The organism is Enterobacter vonholyi, from assembly GCF_040834095.1.
Classification (GTDB): Bacteria; Pseudomonadota; Gammaproteobacteria; order Enterobacterales; family Enterobacteriaceae; genus Enterobacter; species Enterobacter vonholyi.
The window spans coordinates 1,028,580-1,047,968 of the sequence record NZ_CP162152.1; the positions used below are offsets into that span (position 1 = coordinate 1,028,580).

At 55.2% G+C, this 19,389-nt stretch carries 22 protein-coding genes and 1 other RNA gene; 17 read left to right on the plus strand and 6 right to left on the minus strand.

Features of this window, described 5'->3' with window-relative positions:
* Window positions 1-144: 144 nt before the first annotated feature.
* Window positions 145-525, plus strand: a complete 381-nt coding sequence (locus AB3N39_RS04805) for a helix-hairpin-helix domain-containing protein (RefSeq protein WP_133293886.1) — start codon at window positions 145-147, stop codon at window positions 523-525.
* A 99-nt stretch (window positions 526-624) separates the two neighbouring features.
* Window positions 625-1,023, plus strand: coding sequence for a YbgC/FadM family acyl-CoA thioesterase (locus AB3N39_RS04810; RefSeq protein WP_136195263.1), 399 nt, complete (start codon window positions 625-627; stop codon window positions 1,021-1,023).
* A 61-nt stretch (window positions 1,024-1,084) separates the two neighbouring features.
* On the opposite strand, the gene queC is transcribed toward AB3N39_RS04810, so the two are convergent.
* Together queC and AB3N39_RS04820 are read right to left on the minus strand one after the other, a co-directional pair.
* Window positions 1,085-1,780, minus strand: coding sequence for a 7-cyano-7-deazaguanine synthase QueC (gene queC / locus AB3N39_RS04815; protein WP_008503311.1), 696 nt, complete (start codon window positions 1,778-1,780; stop codon window positions 1,085-1,087).
* 66 nt (window positions 1,781-1,846) lie between these two features.
* The gene (locus AB3N39_RS04820) at window positions 1,847-3,547 is read right to left on the minus strand and encodes an SgrR family transcriptional regulator (protein ID WP_325813155.1); all 1,701 of its coding nucleotides are present in this window, start codon (window positions 3,545-3,547) and stop codon (window positions 1,847-1,849) included.
* A gap of 101 nt (window positions 3,548-3,648) precedes the next feature.
* Between AB3N39_RS04820 and cof the strand changes: the two genes are divergently transcribed.
* Window positions 3,649-4,467, plus strand: coding sequence for an HMP-PP phosphatase (gene cof / locus AB3N39_RS04825; RefSeq protein WP_143344759.1), 819 nt, complete (start codon window positions 3,649-3,651; stop codon window positions 4,465-4,467).
* A 40-nt stretch (window positions 4,468-4,507) separates the two neighbouring features.
* Here the strand turns inward: cof and AB3N39_RS04830 are convergent, their stop codons facing one another.
* Window positions 4,508-5,554, minus strand: a complete 1,047-nt coding sequence (locus tag AB3N39_RS04830) for a PLP-dependent cysteine synthase family protein (protein ID WP_115874356.1) — start codon at window positions 5,552-5,554, stop codon at window positions 4,508-4,510.
* Between the two features lie 115 nt (window positions 5,555-5,669).
* Here AB3N39_RS04830 and AB3N39_RS04835 point away from each other — a divergent pair, with 115 nt between their 5' ends.
* The 5 genes from AB3N39_RS04835 (at window position 5,670) to amtB (ending at window position 11,589) form a co-directional block, all read left to right on the plus strand.
* Entirely contained in the window at window positions 5,670-6,128 is a 459-nt protein-coding gene (locus AB3N39_RS04835; RefSeq protein WP_023310581.1) for an Lrp/AsnC family transcriptional regulator, read from the plus strand.
* 30 nt (window positions 6,129-6,158) lie between these two features.
* The gene (locus AB3N39_RS04840; RefSeq protein WP_133293889.1) at window positions 6,159-7,931 is read left to right on the plus strand and encodes a SmdA family multidrug ABC transporter permease/ATP-binding protein; all 1,773 of its coding nucleotides are present in this window, start codon (window positions 6,159-6,161) and stop codon (window positions 7,929-7,931) included.
* A complete protein-coding gene (locus AB3N39_RS04845) occupies window positions 7,924-9,705 on the plus strand; it encodes a SmdB family multidrug efflux ABC transporter permease/ATP-binding protein (protein WP_133293890.1) in 1,782 nt (593 codons plus the stop codon). The genes AB3N39_RS04840 and AB3N39_RS04845 overlap by 8 nt, the downstream gene beginning before the upstream one ends.
* Window positions 9,706-9,925: 220 nt before the next feature.
* Window positions 9,926-10,264, plus strand: a complete 339-nt coding sequence (gene glnK / locus AB3N39_RS04850; protein WP_008503304.1) for a P-II family nitrogen regulator — start codon at window positions 9,926-9,928, stop codon at window positions 10,262-10,264.
* Between the two features lie 35 nt (window positions 10,265-10,299).
* Window positions 10,300-11,589, plus strand: a complete 1,290-nt coding sequence (amtB, locus tag AB3N39_RS04855) for an ammonium transporter AmtB (RefSeq protein ID WP_115874359.1) — start codon at window positions 10,300-10,302, stop codon at window positions 11,587-11,589.
* 96 nt (window positions 11,590-11,685) lie between these two features.
* On the opposite strand, the gene tesB is transcribed toward amtB, so the two are convergent.
* On the minus strand, window positions 11,686-12,546 hold the full coding sequence (tesB, locus tag AB3N39_RS04860) for an acyl-CoA thioesterase II (RefSeq protein ID WP_133293891.1): 861 nt from the start codon (window positions 12,544-12,546) through the stop codon (window positions 11,686-11,688).
* A 200-nt stretch (window positions 12,547-12,746) separates the two neighbouring features.
* On the opposite strand from tesB, the gene AB3N39_RS04865 reads away from it, so the two are divergent.
* Complete coding sequence (locus AB3N39_RS04865) at window positions 12,747-13,274, plus strand: YbaY family lipoprotein (protein ID WP_024906833.1); 528 nt, start codon at window positions 12,747-12,749, stop codon at window positions 13,272-13,274.
* A gap of 33 nt (window positions 13,275-13,307) precedes the next feature.
* Here the strand turns inward: AB3N39_RS04865 and AB3N39_RS04870 are convergent, their stop codons facing one another.
* A complete protein-coding gene (locus AB3N39_RS04870) occupies window positions 13,308-13,619 on the minus strand; it encodes an MGMT family protein (RefSeq protein ID WP_032664021.1) in 312 nt (103 codons plus the stop codon).
* Between the two features lie 172 nt (window positions 13,620-13,791).
* On the opposite strand from AB3N39_RS04870, the gene ffs reads away from it, so the two are divergent.
* From ffs to AB3N39_RS04905, 7 genes are all read left to right on the plus strand, one after another.
* Window positions 13,792-13,888, plus strand: an RNA gene (gene ffs, locus AB3N39_RS04875) — signal recognition particle sRNA small type.
* A 162-nt stretch (window positions 13,889-14,050) separates the two neighbouring features.
* Window positions 14,051-14,725: an N-acetylmuramidase domain-containing protein gene (locus AB3N39_RS04880; RefSeq protein ID WP_254208655.1), complete on the plus strand. Its 675-nt coding sequence runs from the start codon at window positions 14,051-14,053 to the stop codon at window positions 14,723-14,725.
* The gene (locus AB3N39_RS04885) at window positions 14,707-15,099 is read left to right on the plus strand and encodes an N-acetylmuramidase domain-containing protein (RefSeq protein ID WP_254208657.1); all 393 of its coding nucleotides are present in this window, start codon (window positions 14,707-14,709) and stop codon (window positions 15,097-15,099) included. The genes AB3N39_RS04880 and AB3N39_RS04885 overlap by 19 nt, the downstream gene beginning before the upstream one ends.
* Window positions 15,096-15,704, plus strand: a complete 609-nt coding sequence (locus AB3N39_RS04890) for a hypothetical protein (RefSeq protein ID WP_111963404.1) — start codon at window positions 15,096-15,098, stop codon at window positions 15,702-15,704. The genes AB3N39_RS04885 and AB3N39_RS04890 overlap by 4 nt, the downstream gene beginning before the upstream one ends.
* Before the next feature lie 93 nt (window positions 15,705-15,797).
* A complete protein-coding gene (locus AB3N39_RS04895; protein WP_325813158.1) occupies window positions 15,798-16,217 on the plus strand; it encodes a hypothetical protein in 420 nt (139 codons plus the stop codon).
* A gap of 433 nt (window positions 16,218-16,650) precedes the next feature.
* A complete protein-coding gene (locus tag AB3N39_RS04900; protein ID WP_032638522.1) occupies window positions 16,651-16,902 on the plus strand; it encodes a hypothetical protein in 252 nt (83 codons plus the stop codon).
* The gene (locus AB3N39_RS04905) at window positions 16,899-17,114 is read left to right on the plus strand and encodes a hypothetical protein (protein WP_023310588.1); all 216 of its coding nucleotides are present in this window, start codon (window positions 16,899-16,901) and stop codon (window positions 17,112-17,114) included. The genes AB3N39_RS04900 and AB3N39_RS04905 overlap by 4 nt, the downstream gene beginning before the upstream one ends.
* An 81-nt stretch (window positions 17,115-17,195) precedes the next feature.
* On the opposite strand, the gene AB3N39_RS04910 is transcribed toward AB3N39_RS04905, so the two are convergent.
* Window positions 17,196-18,617 carry a PLP-dependent aminotransferase family protein gene (locus AB3N39_RS04910; protein WP_143344763.1) on the minus strand — a complete coding sequence of 474 codons (1,422 nt, stop codon included), beginning with the start codon at window positions 18,615-18,617 and terminating at the stop codon, window positions 17,196-17,198.
* A gap of 86 nt (window positions 18,618-18,703) precedes the next feature.
* On the opposite strand from AB3N39_RS04910, the gene AB3N39_RS04915 reads away from it, so the two are divergent.
* Window positions 18,704-19,315, plus strand: coding sequence for a YitT family protein (locus AB3N39_RS04915; protein WP_111963402.1), 612 nt, complete (start codon window positions 18,704-18,706; stop codon window positions 19,313-19,315).
* The last annotated feature ends 74 nt before the right edge of the window (window positions 19,316-19,389 follow it).

The following is a 19,389-nucleotide window of genomic DNA, read 5'->3' on the forward strand; positions in this document are numbered from 1 at the left end:
GTGTCTGCTCGCAGATTTTCGTAACGCTCTGCAAAAACTAAAGGCCGCTTTCGCGGCCTTTTCCATTTCTGCAATCTGCTGTTTGTGCCGGTTTGAACTGGCGGCTATCGTGACGTGGCTGTCAACAAACAAGGAGATAACAGCATGAAATGTGGAATCAAAGCACTGTTAATTACGCTGGCTATTGCCACCACCGGGATGAGCGCGGGCGCGATGGCGTCGGCTCCCGCCGCCAAATCACAAACTACCCAGAGCAAGTCCGACGCGGCAGCGCCGGTGCAAGGGCAAACCAAAGCGATTGACGCCGGTAAAAATGCGGATGATGACGGTACGCGGGTCAGTATCAATTCTGCCTCTGCGGAAGATCTGGCCCGCGCGATGAATGGTGTCGGCCTGAAAAAAGCGCAGGCCATCGTCAGCTACCGCGAAGAGTATGGTCCTTTCAAAACGGTCGACGATCTCAAACAGGTGCCGGGCATGGGCAGCGCGCTGGTTGAGCGCAACCTCTCACACCTGACATTGTAATTACGCAATTTCTTGCACTGCGGCAAAATTTTGCCAGGATAAAGAGGTCATACCAGTTATGACCTCTCATCCTACAATAACAGTAAAGGCTATTGCGCTATGCAGACAAAAATCAAAGTACGCGGTTTTCATCTCGACGTTTATCAGCATGTGAACAATGCCCGCTATCTTGAGTTTCTTGAAGAAGCCCGCTGGGACGGGCTGGAAAACAGCGAAAGCTTTCAGTGGCTGACCGCGCACAACATCGCGTTCGTGGTCGTCAATATCAATATCAACTACCGCCGTCCGGCCGTGCTGGGCGATGTGCTCACGGTGACAAGCCAGGTGCAGCAAATCAATGGCAAAAGCGGGGTGTTAAACCAGGTGGTGACGCTCGATCCAGAAGGGCAGGTGGTGGCTGATGCGCTGATCACCTTTGTCTGTATCGATCTGAAAACGCAGAAAGCGCTGCCGCTGGAAGGGGAGTTGCGTGAAAAGCTGGAGTTGATGATCGCGTAAGACTTGTTAAGGCGTACTCGTGCTGTCGACACCCGTTTTGCGACAGCACGGTCAAGTAGCCCTATTTTAGGCCGGTCTTTTTCTGCATCGCGGCCATCACGCCGGCTTTATCGGCAAGATAGTGGTTCAGTCCGTTAGCGCGAAGATTACAGGCCGCGCACTGGCCGCAACCGTCGCCTTTGATACCGTTATAGCAGGTGAGCGTTTCGCTGCGAACCAGGTCCAGCTTGCCCCAGTAATCCGCCAGCGCCCAGGTTTCGGCTTTATCCAGCCACATGAGCGGAGTTTCAAAGCGCGTCTCTTTCGCCATCCCCAGATTGACGGCGTGGTTTAGCGCTTTCACGAACTCATCACGACAGTCCGGGTAGCCGGAGAAATCGGTCTCGCAAACGCCCGTGATCACCGCTTCGGCTTTTACCTGGTAGGCGTAGATCGCCGTCAGGGTCAGGAAGAGGATATTACGGCCCGGCACGAAGGTATTCGGAATGCCGCTGGCATCAGGTTCGTAGTCCGGGACGGGAATACTGTCGCGTGTGAGGCTGCTCACGGCCAGTTCATTTAACAGCGTAACGTCCAGCACCTTGTGCGCGCGTGCACCCAGTTTCAGGGCAAGTTCACGGGCAACGTCGATTTCAGCGCGGTGGCGCTGACCATAATCGAAAGTGACACAGTGAACTTCATCGTACTGATGAAGGGCCTGAACCAGGCAGGTAGTAGAGTCTTGTCCTCCGCTGAACACGACGACGGCACGTTTCATAAATCATCTCGACTGTTACGGTAAAAACGTTATGTTACCGTCTGACCACGACGGCGACCAGCTTCTTCACGATTTGGGAGCGGGCAGCCAGGCTTCGGTAAAGTCAAACCAGCCGCGGGTGTTGAGGCGTATACCATTCACGCCAGGCGGAGCACTGATTTGGTATTGATAATTAAAGAGTGGCGTAAGCACCGCACTCTCCATTAGCCGGTTGAAGATGGCTTGCAGCCCCGCGTGTCTATCCTGAGCCTCGGCCTGCGTCTGTACCGCATCCAGCGTGGCTTGCAGATGAGCGTAAGCCGGAGCGCTAAGAACGTGCGGCCAGAGGGCATCGCAGCGCAGCCACTGTTCAAGCGTATATTCCGGCGCTTCGCCAATCAGCCTGTCGCCCATCATGATGTCTGCATCGGCAAGCTCCAGGCATCCGTCCCACGTCTTGGCGTCGTGAAAGATGACGGTCAGTTCACACCCCTGTAGCGCCAGGTATGCCTTCAACTGGCTGGCCATGGTGTGAAGCTCAACAGGTAGATGATAAACCAGCGTCAATGCTTCAGGGAGGGTTACGCCCGATAAATCAGGCCATTCGGGGATGGTCCAGCCGGGAAGCAGTTCCTGAGTTGGCGTGATGAGCCCTTCGTTTAGTGGAAGGGTGTGGAGAAGCCGGGAGAGATGAATGATATTGATAAGCCGCTTTGCCTGGAGCTCACTCAGGCGCGCGCTCTGTTTAAGCGTGAGGTAGCAGAACCCCAGGCTGGTGCTGCTGCTTACCAGCCGCAGACTTTCCAGCTCGTCGGCCTCGCCGATCGCGATTTGCACCGGGTGACGACAGCTGGTGCCCAGGCTGTAATCAAAAAGCTGGGGAGTGATCCAGTATTCGATGGCTTTGAGCAGCGGATGGCTCAGGTGATACTGCTCATGGCTTTCCAGACGAACCAGGTCGGGCTCAAAAGCGGCCAGCCGAAAGGGGCCACTGCCAACCGCAGGATGGTCGGGATGCGCCAGACGGCTACAGTAGGTTGCCAGCCTGTGCGGCAGCCAGTAGTCCGGTTGATGCAGCGTAAACGTCAGACACTGAGGATGCGTTGTTTCAATACATAAGACGCTCTGAAACAGAGTGCGCAGGGCAGGAAGCGTCAACAGCGCTGTCAGACTTCGCTGGAGTTGTGCCGTTTCTATTTTATCGCCGTTATGCCAGTGCAGGGTGGAGCGAATGTAGAAATGCCAGCGCATGCCGTCAGCAGAGACATCCCAGTGATGCGCCAGATCGCCCGTGGGTTCACTGCTGTTACCGTTAAAACGCGTCAGGCCTGAGAACACCTGTCCTGCCAGATGCTGCTCCGCCCGACCAGGTAAGAACCCCGGCTGCAGCGGCTCCAGGGAGCGATAGTAAGGAATGCGCAGCGTCGGCGTATCGTTTTGCCACTGCCCGCCCAAAAAAGGATGCAGTAATGACCGCAGCGCTTCAGGGGCAAGCTGGGCCAGTTCCAGCGCGTTATGCTGCTGCCCGCTCTTCAGCGCCTCCTCCATCATCGCATTGCGCAGTGACTCCGGCGCGACATGGAACGTCAGCTCACCGCGCTTACCGCGGCCAGACTGCGCTCGCCAGCTCAGCCAGCCCGCCTCCTGGGCCTGACGCAGCAACGTTCGGACATGCCGCTCGCTGCAAAAACAGCGGGCAGCCAGCTCGCTGATAGTGACCTGTTGCGTTGCACCCAGGGAAGGCTGCCAGAGGCGGTGATACTGATTGAGTCGATTGAGCTGGCGCATAAGAAACCCGGAACAATAATTTTCATCTATTCACTATTACTTCCGTATATCTCACACGATACTGATGCACAAGTTAACCGCATCACATTTCGGGAGTAATCATGGCTCGGCTCGCTGCATTTGATATGGACGGTACGCTGTTAATGCCGGATCACCGTTTAGGGGAAAAAACCCTGAACACGCTGAAGCGCCTGCGCGAGCGTGATGTCACCCTGACGTTTGCCACCGGGCGTCATGTGCTGGAGATGCGCCATTTGCTGGGGGCGTTCTCCCTCGACGCTTTTCTGATCACCGGCAACGGGACGCGAATTCACTCCGTAGAAGGAGATGTGCTGCACCGGCAGGATCTCAACCCGGAAGTCGCGGATATCGTGCTGCACAGCAACTGGGACACGCAGGCCAGCGTCCACGTCTTTAACGATCGCGGCTGGTTTACCGGAAGCGAAATCCCGGAATTATTGCACGCGCATGTATACAGCGGCTTCAGGTACCAGCTTATCGATCTGCGTCGGATCCCCGCCCATGCGGTCACTAAGATCTGTTTCTGTGGCGATCACGACGATCTGTGTCGCTTACGGATTCAGCTGAATGAGGCGCTAGGCGACCGGGCGCATCTGACCTTCTCGGCGGTTGATTGTCTGGAAGTGCTGCCGGTGGGCTGTAACAAAGGTTCCGCTCTGGCGGTTCTGAGCGACCACCTGGGCTTAACGCTCCAGGAGTGTATGGCGTTTGGTGATGCCATGAACGACCGCGAAATGCTGGGTAGCGTAGGTCGCGGTCTGATCATGGGGAATGCGATGGCGCAGCTGAAAGCAGAACTTCCCCATCTGCCGGTTATTGGCCACTGCCGCAATGAAGCAGTGTCTCATTTTTTGACTCATTGGCTGGACAACAACAATCTCCCGTATTCCCCCGAATAGTGAGACCCTTCCAGCAAGCCAGACTTCGGTCTGGCTTTTTTTATTTCACCAGTTCTGCAATCTGCGCTTTCCACGGGGCGATATCGCCGATGTTGGCCTGCACCCACTCCGCATTGTAGTAGGTCTCGAGATAACGCTCGCCGCTGTCGCACAGCAGCGTGACGATGGAACCGGTGCGGCCCTCTTCACGCATGCGCGCGGCAAGCTGCAGTGCGCCCCACATATTTGTTCCCGTCGAGGCGCCCACTTTGCGGCCCAGCTGCGTTTCCAGCCAGTGCGCCGTTGCCACGCTTGCGGCATCCGCCACGCGCATCATCTCGTCCACCACGTCGGGGATGAAAGAGGGCTCCACGCGCGGGCGGCCAATCCCTTCAATTTTACTGCCCACCGGGCTGCGCAGGCCGGCATCGCGATTTTGCCAGTAGTCGAGGAACACGGAGTTTTGCGGGTCAACCACCATCAGCTGGGTATCGTAACCCTGACAGCGGATGTAGCGTCCGATCGTGGCTGACGTGCCGCCGGTACCGGCGCTCATGACGATATAGGACGGAACCGGATGTGGTTCGTGGGTCATCTGGCGGAAAATACTGTCGGCAATGTTGTTATTCCCGCGCCAGTCCGTCGCGCGCTCGGCGAAGGTGAACTGGTCCATATAGTGGCCGTTCAGCTCGCGGGCCAGCATTTCAGAAGCGGCGTAGATTTCGCAGGCGCTTTCCACAAAGTGGCAGCGTCCGCCGTAAAATTCGATCTGTTCGATTTTGCGTTTTGCGGTGCAGGACGGCATCACCGCGATAAACGGCAGGCCCAGCAGGCGGGCAAAATAGGCTTCGGACACCGCCGTTGAACCGGACGAAGATTCAATGATAGTGGTGCCTTCTTTAATCCAGCCGTTACATAAACCGTATAAAAACAGCGAGCGCGCCAGGCGATGCTTCAGGCTGCCGGTAGGATGGGTGCTTTCATCTTTCAGATAGAGCTGAATGCCGTCAAATCCCGGCAGGGAAAGGCGAATCAGGTGCGTATCCGCCGAGCGCTGATAGTCGGCATTGATTTCGCTGATCGCATGTTTAACCCAGGTGCTATTCATCGTCGTTATCCGTTTGTCATTTTGTGCCTAGCATAGCGAAAAGCACAGAAAAAATTGTTGCTATCTGGCCTTTAAAATAGAATGAAGGGAGAAAAATTTTCTCTGAGAGGTGGGTATGCTAGATAAAATTGACCGCAAGCTCCTTTCATTGCTGCAAAATGACTGTACCCTCTCTTTGCAGGCGCTGGCAGATGCCGTTAATCTGACCACCACCCCGTGCTGGAAGCGTCTTAAGAAGCTGGAAGATGACGGCATTCTTCTGGGACGCGTCGCGCTGTTAGATCCCGAAAAGCTGGGGCTTGGGTTGACGGCATTTGTGCTGATAAAAACTCAGCATCACAGCAGCGAGTGGTATTGCCGCTTCGTCACCCAGGTGTCTGAGATGCCCGAAGTGCTCGGTTTCTGGCGCATGGCCGGCGAGTACGATTATCTGATGCGCGTCCAGGTGGCCGACATGAAGCGCTATGATGACTTCTACAAGCGGCTGGTGAACAGCGTCCCGGGGTTATCGGACGTCACCTCAAGCTTCGCCATGGAACAGATTAAATACACCACAGCATTACCTATTGAATAACTTCGTAAAATACCTTCAGGAACAAACCGCGTGCGATTATTTGCCCAATTAAGCTGGTACTTTCGTCGGGAGTGGCAACGCTACCTCGGTGCAGTCGCCCTGCTTATTATCATTGCCATCCTGCAGCTGATCCCGCCGAAAGTGGTGGGCTACGTCGTGGATGGCGTCACCGAACAGCATTACACCACCGCACGGGTGTTGATGTGGGTCGGCACGCTGGTGCTGACGGCAGTCATTGTTTATCTGCTGCGCTACGTCTGGCGCGTGCTGCTGTTTGGTGCGTCCTATCAGCTGGCCGTTGAGCTACGTGAAGATTTTTACCGCCAGCTGAGCCGACAGCATCCCGAATTTTATCTGCGCCATCGCACCGGGGATCTCATCGCCCGCGCGACGAACGACGTCGATCGCGTGGTCTTTGCCGCCGGGGAAGGGGTGCTGACGCTGGTGGACTCGCTGGTGATGGGCTGTGCGGTGCTGATCGTGATGTCCACGCAGATCAGCTGGCAGTTGACCCTGCTGGCCCTGCTGCCGATGCCGCTCATGGCGCTGGCGATCAATCGCTATGGTGAACAGCTACACGAGCGTTTTAAGCTGGCGCAGGCGGCGTTTTCGTCGCTGAACGATCGCACCCAGGAGAGCATGACCAGCATCCGCATGATCAAAGCGTTTGGTCTGGAAGACCGGCAGTCTGCGCTGTTTGCCGCCGATGCGGCAGACACGGGGGCGAAAAACATGCGCGTCGCGCGTATCGACGCCCGTTTCGACCCGACGATTTATATCGCAATCGGCATGGCAAATATGTTGGCCATTGGCGGCGGAAGCTGGATGGTTGTGCAGGGCGCGCTTACCCTGGGGCAATTGACAAGCTTTGCGATGTATCTGGGTCTCATGATCTGGCCGATGCTGGCGCTGGCCTGGATGTTTAACATCGTGGAGCGCGGCAGCGCCGCCTACAGCCGTATTCGCGCCATGCTGGCCGAAGCGCCGGTGGTCAATGACGGCAGCGAAGTCGTACCGGAAGGACGCGGCGTCATGCATGTCGACGTCCGCAAGTTTGTCTATCCACAAACGGAGCATCCGGTGCTGGAGAACGTCAGCTTTACGCTTCAGCCGGGCCAGATGCTGGGCATCTGCGGCCCGACGGGATCCGGTAAAAGTACCGTGCTCTCTCTGCTCCAGCGCCACTTTGACGTCACCGAGGGCGATATTCGTTTCCATGATATCCCCCTGACGAATCTGCTGCTGGACGAGTGGCGTGGTCGCCTGGCGGTCGTCAGCCAGACGCCGTTTTTATTTTCGGACACCGTGGCGAACAACATCGCCCTTGGCCGCCCTGGGGCGACGCAGGAAGAGATTGAACACGTGGCGCGTCTGGCCAGCGTTCATGATGATATTTTGCGTCTGCCGCAGGGGTACGAGACGGAAGTCGGGGAACGCGGCGTCATGCTGTCCGGCGGGCAAAAACAGCGTATCTCCATTGCCCGCGCGCTGCTGCTGAATGCTGAAATCCTGATTCTGGATGATGCACTTTCCGCCGTGGACGGCCGTACCGAGCATCAAATTCTGCATAACCTGCGCCAGTGGGGCGACGGACGCACGGTCATTATCAGCGCCCACCGTTTGTCTGCGCTAACCGAAGCCAGCGAAATTCTGGTCTTGCAGCACGGGCACATTGCCCAGCGCGGGCAGCATGAAACGCTTGCCGAGCAGCCGGGCTGGTATCGCGATATGTACCGCTATCAACAGCTTGAGGCGGCGCTGGACGATGCGCCGGAAGAAGATGAGGAGGCCGCCAATGCGTAAGCTCGGAACGATGTGGCCGACGCTCAAACGTCTGCTGGCCTACGGCTCGCCGTGGCGTAAACCGCTCTCCGTTGCCGTGCTTTTACTCTGGATTGCGGCGATTGCTGAAGTGAGCGGTCCTTTGCTCATTAGCTACTTCATCGACAATATGGTCGCCAAAAGCTATCTGCCCCTGGGGCTGGTGGCGGGGTTAGGCGTGGCCTACGTTGGCCTTCAGCTGGCGGCGGCAGGGCTGCACTATGCTCAGTCGCTGCTGTTTAACCGTGCTGCCGTGGGCGTTGTTCAGCAACTGCGTACGGATGTGATGGACGCGGCGCTTCGCCAGCCGCTCAGCGAGTTTGATATCCAGCCGGTCGGGCAGGTGATCTCGCGCGTGACCAACGATACCGAGGTGATCCGCGATCTGTACGTCACCGTTGTGGCGACCGTATTGCGCAGCGCGGCACTGATTGGCGCGATGCTGGTTGCGATGTTCAGCCTTGACTGGCGCATGGCGCTGGTGGCGATCACCATCTTCCCGGCGGTGCTGATCGTCATGGTGATTTACCAGCGTTACAGCACGCCGATTGTGCGCCGGGTTCGCGCCTATCTGGCCGACATCAACGATGGCTTCAACGAAGTGATTAACGGCATGAGCGTCATCCAGCAGTTCCGCCAGCAGGCCCGCTTTGGCGAACGCATGGGGGAAGCCAGCCGTTCGCACTATATGGCGCGTATGCAGACGCTGCGGCTGGACGGTTTCCTGCTGCGTCCGCTGCTGAGCCTTTTCTCGGCGCTGGTGCTTTGCGGGCTGCTGATGCTCTTTGGGCTGAGCTCAAACGGTACGATTGAGGTGGGCGTGCTATACGCCTTTATTAGCTATCTGGGACGCCTTAACGAGCCGTTGATCGAGCTCACCACCCAGCAATCGATGCTGCAGCAGGCGGTGGTCGCCGGTGAGCGCGTGTTTGAGCTGATGGACAGGCCGCGTCAGGCCTACGGCAATGACGAGCAACCTCTGCAAAGCGGGACTATCGCCTTTGATAACGTATCGTTTGCCTATCGCGAAGATCGGCTGGTGCTTCAGGACATCACGCTTGACGTTCCGTCGCGCGGTTTCGTGGCGCTGGTGGGGCATACCGGCAGCGGTAAGAGCACACTTGCCAGCCTGTTGATGGGCTATTACCCGGTCACGCGCGGCGAAATCCGCCTCGACGGGCGCCCGCTCGCGTCTCTCAGCCACACCGTGTTGCGTAAAGGCGTCGCGATGGTGCAACAGGATCCGGTCGTGCTGGCCGATACCTTCTACGCCAACGTGACTCTGGGACGAGACTACACCCAGGAACAGGTCTGGGACGTGCTGGAAAAAGTGCAGCTGGCAGAGCTTGCGCGCGGGTTTAGCGATGGGATAAATACCAGACTGGGCGAGCAGGGGAATAATCTCTCTGTCGGGCAAAAGCAGCTCCTGGCGCTGGCGCGGGTGCTGATTGAAACGCCGCAGATCCTGATTCTGGATGAAGCCACTGCCAGTATTGACTCCGGCACCGAGCAGGCCATCCAGCAGGCACTCTCCGCCGTACGCGACCATACGACGCTGGTGGTGATTGCCCACCGTCTTTCCACCATCGTCGATGCCGATACCATTCTGGTGCTACATCGCGGACAGGCCGTTGAGAGTGGTACCCACCGTGAACTGCTGGAAGCAAAAGGGCGCTACTGGCAGATGTACCAGCTGCAGCTGGCGGGCGAAGAGCTGGCGGCCAGCGTGCGCGATGAAGAGTCGCTTAGCGCCTGATGCACCAAAAAGAGGCGGCGCGCTAACAGTCATTCCTGTTGGTGCAAAACTGAAACGCACCACGCACCGGCATGGTGCGTTTTTTTTCATCAGTTCGATTATCAAGGCCGTGTAATGCTCTGTGCGCCGCCGTTCCTCCTCGTTTTCATTTCTGGCACATCCCTTGCAATACCTTCAGCGTAAGCTACGGCCATTACCGAATTCTGACTGGAGGGGATCTATGAAGCTGGTTACGGTTGTAATCAAACCATTCAAACTCGAAGACGTGCGTGAAGCGTTGTCTTCAATGGGTATTCAGGGACTGACTGTCACCGAAGTGAAAGGCTTTGGTCGTCAGAAGGGTCATGCCGAGCTTTATCGCGGGGCGGAATACAGCGTTAACTTTCTGCCAAAAGTAAAAATTGATGTCGCGATTGCTGACGATCAGCTTGATGAAGTCATTGATGTCATTAGCAAAGCGGCCTATACCGGCAAAATTGGCGACGGCAAAATTTTCGTTGCCGAACTGCAGCGCGTCATTCGCATCCGTACCGGCGAATCTGACGAAGCGGCATTGTAAATAACGCCTGGCACACAGTGATAGGGATCGAGAAAATGAAGATAGCAACACTTAAAACGGGTCTGGGTTCGCTGGCGCTGCTGCCGGGCCTGGCGCTGGCTGCTGCCCCTGCGGTGGCTGATAAAGCCGATAACGCCTTTATGATGATCAGCACCGCGCTGGTGCTTTTCATGTCCATTCCGGGCATTGCGCTGTTCTACGGCGGCCTGATCCGTGGCAAAAACGTTCTCTCCATGCTGACGCAGGTTGCCGTGACGTTTGCGCTGGTCTGCGTGCTGTGGGTGGTTTACGGTTACTCGCTGGCGTTCGGTACGGGCAACGCGTTTTTTGGTAACTTCGACTGGGTGATGCTGAAAAATATTGAGCTGACCGCGCTGATGGGCAGCTTCTATCAGTATATTCACGTGGCGTTCCAGGGCTCCTTCGCCTGTATTACCGTCGGGCTTATTGTGGGCGCGCTGGCGGAGCGTATTCGTTTCTCTGCCGTTCTGATCTTCGTGGTGGTCTGGATGACGCTCTCCTATGTGCCGATTGCGCACATGGTCTGGGGTGGCGGTCTGCTGGCAACGCACGGTGCGCTGGACTTCGCGGGCGGTACCGTTGTACACATTAACGCCGCGGTCGCGGGTCTGGTGGGCGCTTATCTGATTGGCAAACGCGTGGGCTTCGGTAAAGAGGCGTTCAAACCGCACAACCTGCCGATGGTCTTTACCGGTACTGCGATCCTCTACTTTGGCTGGTTTGGCTTCAACGCCGGCTCAGCAAGTGCGGCCAACGAAATCGCCGCGCTGGCGTTCGTGAACACCGTTGTTGCCACGGCGGGTGCAATCCTCTCTTGGGTGTTTGGCGAGTGGGCGGTACGCGGGAAACCTTCTCTGCTGGGTGCCTGTTCAGGTGCGATTGCCGGTCTGGTTGGTATCACCCCTGCGTGTGGTTATGTCGGTGTCGGCGGTGCGCTGCTGGTCGGCCTGGTGTCGGGTCTGGCGGGTCTGTGGGGCGTCACCGCACTGAAACGTGTGCTGCGCGTCGACGACCCATGCGATGTATTCGGCGTGCACGGCGTGTGCGGCATAGTCGGTTGTATCATGACCGGTATCTTCGCGGCGAAATCGCTCGGTGGCGTGGGTTACGCGGAAGGTGTCACCATGGTTCATCAGGTGCTGGTGCAGCTGGAAAGTATTGCTATCACCGTTGTCTGGTCTGCCGTTGTGGCCTTCATTGGCTATAAGCTGGCGGATATGACGGTGGGTCTGCGCGTACCGGAAGAGCAGGAGCGCGAAGGTCTGGACGTTAACAGCCACGGCGAGAATGCGTATAACGCCTGATAAACAACAAAACGGCAACCTCTGGTTGCCGTTTTTAATGTGTATTCCCTCTCCCGGTGGGAGAGGGTCAGGGGGAGGGCATCAGGCCGCACACAATCACCCGCGATTACGCATCACCCCTTCCTGCACCGTCGAAGCGACCAGCACGCCGTCCTGAGTATAAAATTCTCCACGCACAAATCCGCGTGCGCTCGACGCTGACGTGCTCTCCACGCTGTAAAGCAGCCACTCATTCATGTTGAACGGACGGTGGAACCACATGGAGTGATCGATCGTCGCGACCTGCATCCCTTTTTCCAGGAAACCAACGCCGTGCGGCTGCAGCGCCACCGGCAGGAAGTTGAAGTCAGACGCATAGCCCAGCAGATACTGATGGACGCGGAAATCTTCCGGCACGGCCCCGTTGGCACGGATCCAAACCTGGCGTTTCGGTTCGGCAGTATGCCCTTTCATTGGGTTGTGGAACTCAACCGGGCGGATCTCCAGCGGCTTATCGCAGAGAAACTTCTCTTTGACCTGCGGCGGAAGCAGATGCGCCAGCGCGCGAGCAATATCCGTCTCTGATTTTAAAGAGTCGGGTGACGGAGCCGGGGGCATCACTTTCTGATGCTCGTAGCCCGGCTCCGGCGCCTGGAAAGAGGCCGTCATGTAAAAGATCGGCTTGCCGCTCTGAATGGCCGCTACGCGGCGCGCGCTGAAACTGTTGCCGTCTCGCAGAACTTCAACGTCATACACAATCGGTTTTGCGCTATCGCCAGGGCGTAAGAAGTAGCTGTGGAATGAATGCACCAGACGGTCTGCCGGGACAGTCTCCTTTGCTGCGTACAGTGCTTGTCCGACGACTTGCCCCCCGAAGACCTGGCGCAAGCCGAGATCTTCGCTCTGTCCGCGAAAGAGTCCTTCCTCAATTTTTTCCAGATTTAGTAATGTCAGCAGATTGTTCAGTGCCTGACTCATAGTTGTCCTCAATAAACGCCGCAGCGAAAGATAGGCAGAGTATAACGCAGAAATGAAAGTGGTCCGATGGGTAGAATAATCTGAATATCGGCACGTTTTCAGGCATAAATCGGTGATCTGTGCCACACTTGAATACGTTATGTGATTGAAACGACATCGGATGGGATCGATCCCGCTGGTGCATTGATAAGGAGACTTCAATGAAACTCGTGCCCATGCTTAGTGGTGTAGCTATTGCGGTGGCGTTGTCCGCCTGTGCCGGTAAGAGCGCCCAGGTGCCGGTTCCAGCTGCAGATCCGAACGGGATTAACACCCTTTCACAGCAGTCCATTCAGCAGCCTAACGTTTCCGGTACAATCTGGATCAAGCAGAGAGTCGCTCTGCCACCGGACGCGGTACTAACGGTAACGCTGTCTGATGCTTCCCTGGCCGACGCGCCGTCTAAAGTCGTGGCCCAGCGTGCGGTCCGTACAGAAGGTAAGCAGGCGCCATTTAGCTTCGTGTTGCCGTATAACCCGTCGGACGTGCAGCCTAACGCCCGTATTCTGCTGAGTGCAGCGGTAACCATCAACGGTAAGCTGGTCTTTATCACCGATACGGTTCAGGAAGCAATCAACAACGGTGGGACAAAAATCGACCTGAACCTGGTGCCGGTGCAGCAGACCGAAGTACCGGTCGCACCGCAGACCAATCAGCCGTCTCTGCCAACCCCACCGACTCAGATGTAATTCCTGCATTTCCCCTCTCCTCCGGGAGAGGGGTCAATATATCCAGCGAAATTTCTGCAAATCAATCTGACCCGACCCTGTCACCTGGACACCCTCTGAAAGTAACGCCTGACGCTGACGCTGAAGATCCGGCCCGGTGAGCGAAATGTTCCCATGACGATTCACCACGCGATGCCAGGGCAACGTACTGCCTTCCGGTAGCCGTTTCAGGACGCCTCCAACCTGTCGCGCCGCGCGCGGGGAACCGGCCAGGCGCGCAACATCACCATAGGTAGTGACATAGCCTTCCGGGATTGAGGCCACGATTTGCCATACGCGCTGTGGAAAGGAGTCGTGTTCGTCCATACCTTCACCTGTGGGGGGAGTTTCTGGAACGCTATGGTAAACGAAGATCTTCATGATTGCTGCGCCTGTTTGCGCAAGAAACCAGCATCCGGTTCCTGGTCACTTGCAATTGGGCTTTAGCACAGGGATAATGCGCCAGCGCGTTGGTTATCAACGCTCTCAATGGGGGCTCTGTTGGTTCTCCCGCAACGCTACTCTGTTCACCAGGTCAGGTCCGGAAGGAAGCAGCCAGGGCAGACGACGTGTGTGCCGGGATGTAGCTGGCAGGGCCCCCACCCATTTGTGCTCCCAATAACTCCTGTTTTCAGTGTTTACCTGGTGCGGCGCAAGTGGCGTATCAATGCCTGCTGGATGTGAGCAGCTTGATGCTGTCGATCACGAGATGCGGTTTCCCACTAACCGTATATTTTTTCATTTATGAGTACTCAGAAATGGATAATTCTCTCAGACGTTTGTCACCTTTATTGAAAAGTGCCGTAGGAACGCCAGGTAAAGCAGGAAACTTTCAGCGCGACGTGATTATCGTGCAATACCTGTTTAATCTCATTAAGCCTATCATCCAGTATGACATCCCAGAAGATGGGATTATTTCCCCGACATTGATCAGAACCATCAGCCAGTTTCAGTCCATTCATTTGCGTTTCCAGCATCCCGATGGGGTTATTGAGCCAGAAGGGAAGACTTTCCGTGGATTAGTTGCTGCTGCGATGAAATATCCCCTTGCGTCTCAACAATCGTCTTTCACGTCTTCATTTTTTAGGCAACCTTCTGCCAATGAAAATAGCGTCCGTCAGCTGGTTAACGATTATCTGAGAAAAGAGCGCTACAACGTAGCAGATGAACCCCTTGAGCGAAGCAAGCTGATGGCACCTGGTATTGATGGGGCTGTATCGCTGACGGAACAGGACTTTACTGAAGCCTGGGAAAATCTTAATCGTCGGGTAGAACTGAATATCATCAAAGCTTTTTCTATTGTGGAGTCGGGCGGACGATCTGGGTTTAATGCTTTAAATCTACCGATTATTGCGTATGAAGGGCATATTTTCCGAAAATACACCAAAAGGAAATACGATCAAACCCACCTTTTTTGTCTTATAAATATGTAAAGAAAGCGGATCCGGAATGGCAAAAAAACAATATCTACCAGCTTTCTGCATGGAATACCCTGGCGAAGGCTTACGCACTTGATGCCGAAGCTGCGATAAAATCGTGTTCATGGGGGATGTTCCAGATTATGGGGTTTAATTACGAATCGTGCGGTTATAAAGATCTCGGCACATTTTTAAAAGATATGAAGTCAAATGCCGGTAAGCAATTAAATGCTTTTTTACATTTGTGCAATAAGAACAGCTCACTACTGTCGGCAATGGTAAATAAGGACTTTTATAATATGGCATTTAACTATAACGGAAGCGATTTCGGTGATTATGACGTTAAAATTCGCAGAACTTATGAAAGCCTGGAGAAGGGGCGGAGATGAAAATTAAAATGATGCGCATAGTTTGCGGTTTTTCAGTCTTAATGGCGGCGTTTTCTTCGTATGCCACGACGCTACAGTCTGGCGTATATGAAGGTTTGTTACTCGCCGTCTCTCCGACGGGCAATATCACCGGGTATTACTCTGAATCGGCTGAAGACAGCGTAAAACGTACCTGCACTTTCTTTCTGACAGGCCATGTTTCAGCGCAACAGCCAGACACCATCACTTCATGGTCTTCATCTGTGCTCGCGGGCCATATTGCCGCGAATACCGCGGGTGTCACATTAGCCATTCCTGATGGGCAAAACCATGCTGGGTGTATGAATGTGCTGATGCCTGAAATTGCGACAGGTCTGGAACTGGAGAGGACGCGGCAGACACAGTGGCAAACGCTGATGAAGGTAAGCAGCCCGCGGGCTTATCTGAGCTCCACGCCTGATGCCGCGACCCGGCGTAAAGCCTGGATCGTTAAAGGAGACGTAGTAGGGGTAATACAAACCCAGGCTGGCTGGGCAGAGGTAGAGTTTGTCGCCCGTAGCGGAAAAACGACGCACGGCTGGGTGAATAGCAATGACGTTCAGCCGTTAACGCCTCCTGCATCCTGATCGATTTATTTCTCACCCTGAATTCAATATTGCCGGGCGATGCTTTCGCATCGGCAATCTCATTAAGCTAATCCGTAACGCTATTTTCCCCGCATGACCGCACCCTATGACACTGAAAATAAGAGTATAGCTAGCCGTCAAGGGCCCACCCATTTGTGCGACAGATATTCCGCTCCCGCTCTCACGGTAGATGAGATCGAACATGCCCGTCGTATGGCCCTGGCAGGTAAAATTGAAGCGTTCACACAATTTGTGAACTCTTGCCGGAGCGTGATCAAAAACTATGAGCCGCCAGTGTTCAAGTACACAGGGGAAAATGTGGTCGCTTTATCTTCTTGTACGGCGGTATCTTTAAGGACTGCGGTTAGTCGTCTGTATTATGGTTATGTTAAAAAAGCCGTAAAAGATGAACAGCCAGAAGACCTATTTACAGTCAAAGGCAGCAATACGAACCTCCAACCACTGATTGAAGAGGTTGGGCGATCCTACATGGTAGTGGAAAATGTGGCTTAGATGGAGTTTGGTCAAAAGCCATACAAAGCCGGGTCAGCCCCGGTTTTTTGTGTCTGTCGCATGAGAAAACGGCTTGCCAGTGTATACTTTGGGTGATACAAAATCATTGCCCCACCGCTTTTTAGTGCATTGAAATACATAGGTTTTATTGGAAAAGCTTAGCTGGCAGGGCCCCTACCCATTTCCGCCCTCATAAAATCTTCCTGCTTTCACCTCTCACTTTTGACTGCTATCCCACAATAATATTATGCCTATATCGTGTAATATATATTTCATCGCGCTGAAATATTATTGTCATAAACCTGTAATAATAGACTGTCATTTTATAATTGGATGTCTATTTTCTTCCATAACTCGAAAAAATTTATATCTGGATAACATTGTTAACTTCGTGTATTAAATAAAGTACTTATTCCGAAGGGAAGTGACAAACATGGCTACAGCGGTATTAAACGTTAAGATTGATGACGCGCTAAAAGAAAGGCTTCGCCACTATGCGGAACTCAATAACGAGAATTTAAGCGTGACAACAGAGAAACTGCTGCTGCTGGCATTCGAAGCAGTAGAAGAGGCGGGAGTATCGGAAGAGGATATTGATAATCAGCATACGGAAGAAGAGAGTGTTTCTCCTTTTACTCCTAAAGAAATCAAGGCTCTACGTAAACTTCTGAAGAAGAGAAAATGAAACAACAACTGTCAACTGCCAGTGACTACAACGAGGCCTGCGATCTGTTGCGTTCAGGCTACGTGAAGCATGTACGTCTTGGCTGGAATGTTGGAAGCGATGAGTTCTTTCGTATTGCGTCTGACTGGTGTGATACCGGTGCAAAAATAAAGAAAGACGGTGATAATTTCGTTATTTCACTAAAAGGCTTTCCTATTCCTCCTCAGCATTAAACACTGACCAGTGAAAACTGCTGACTGCATATATTACAGTCAGCAGTTTTTATTTTATGATCTGCTTCAAATATTTTAATATTAGATTACGCTGCGTTTTAACGATGGCACGTTTTTATTCAGGGTGAGCCATAACGGTTTGATCCTCAGTAACGCCTGCTCAAGCTCTGTCGATTCCAGCGAGAAGGGCATACGTAAATAGCGGTCAAACGCCCCCGATAAACCAAATCGCGTCCCGGTTCCAAGGTTAATTCCGATTATTTCTGCCCGTGCGGCAAGCTGTGTCGCCAGCATGCCCGGTAGCTCTATCCAGTAGGAGAGCCCGCCTTCCGCCTCGTGGAATTTCCACTCCGGAAAATGTTCTCGCAGCAGGTCACCGCATCGATCGCGCCGTTCCGCTAGCATCTTCCGGCGTGCGGGCAGAAACGTCTCGCTGTTGTTAATGAGCCACTGCATTGCCAGCTGTTCCAGCAGCGGCGAGCCTAAATCCAGCGTATCCCGCGTCTGGGCAAGCGTGGCGATGGTGCGCGATGAGGCGCGGATCCAGCCTAGACGCAGCCCTCCCCAGAAGCTTTTGCCGGCGGAGCCTAAAGTGATGACGGTGGCCTGCGGGTTGAAGGCAGCCAGCGGTGGCGGGGGAGGCGCATCAAACCAGAGATCCACCATCGTTTCATCCACCACCAGCGCCGTGCGGGTTTGGGCTGCAATATCCGTGATGGCCTGACGGGTGGCAATATCCATACAGCGCCCGGTCGGATTATGAAAATCCGGCATCAGGTACGCCAGGCGCGGCGCGGTTTGGGCAAGCGTGGCGGCGAAGCCATCCGTATCCCAGCCGGTTTCCGGCAGCGACACCCCCACGGGCCGACACTGCGCGCCCTGAATGGCGGCAATCGCCAGCGGATAGGTGGGGTGATCGACCACGACGCGATCCCCGGGCCCGGTCATCATCCGCAGGACCAGCGCGAAGCCGCTGACGGCGCCATTGACCACCATCACTTCGTCCGCGCGGGTGGGAAGACCACGCGCGGTATAGCGTGCAGCGATGGCTTCCCGCAGCGTCGGCAGCCCTAGCTGATCGTAGCCCGTCAGCGAGAGATGCTGGGTAATGGCCGTGAGCGCATGGGTATACGCCTGATGGATCTCCGGCCCGGCATTGAGGGCGGCAGTGGAGAGATCCAGTGCCGCGCTCGCCGCGGAAAGAGTGGGAACGGCGCGCGTATCCGGGAGGATCACGCGTGACCCGCTGCCGTGGCGGCTTTCAAGATATCCCTCTTCACGCAGGTGGGCGAGCGCGCTGCTGACGGTGGTACGGCTCACGTCCAGCGCCGCGGCCAGCTCACGCTCGCCCGGCAGCCGCGTATTCAGTGCCAGCCGTCCGTCAAGGATTAATAAACGCAGCGCGTCGGCCAGCTGTCGCCAGAGCGGGGTTCGGGATGAGGCTTGTTGCCAGTGGCCTAAAAGGCGTACCAGAGACTGACTTCCGAAGCGGCGTGATGACATATACAGTCCACTATTTGAAAACTGGACATTAATCATAGTGCCATTTTAGGTCAGGATGAAAGCCTGGTTCACTGGAGAAGATAAAAATGGTACGTCGTCTGCTACAACTCTATGTCGGTTTAGGACTGTATGGCCTGTCCACCGCGATGTTTATTCGTTCCGATTTGGGCGTCGACCCCTGGGATGTATTTCACCTTGGGGTGGGGTTACAGCTGGGAATGACTATCGGAACGGTGATTATTGTGACCGGCGCTGCGGTGCTGCTGCTGTGGATCCCGCTGCGCCAGATGCCGGGGCTTGGCACGATCAGTAACGTGATTTGTATCGGTCTGGCGGCGGACGCCAGCATGGCGCTTATCCCGGAACTGGAATCGTTACCCGTTCGAATCGCTTTCCTGGTGTCGGGCATCGTGATGAACGCGATTGCGACCAGCATGTACATCGGGGCCGGTTTCGGGCCAGGCCCGCGCGACGGTCTGATGACCGGCATTCACGCCCGGCTGGGGTGGTCCATTCGTAGCGTGCGCACCTCAATTGAAGTGTCCGTCCTGCTGATTGGGTGCGTGCTTGGCGGCACCTTTGGCGTGGGAACCGTACTTTATGCCCTGACCATTGGCCCGCTTATCCAGCTCTGTCTGCCCTGGTTTCGCCAAAAGCCGCGCATTGCGGAAATACCTCAGCCGGAGCGGGTTGTTTAATTTTGCGAAGCGCTCACATGTTTTAACGGCGTCGCTGTGCCACAATAATGGGCCCCGACTCACGCGATGCCACA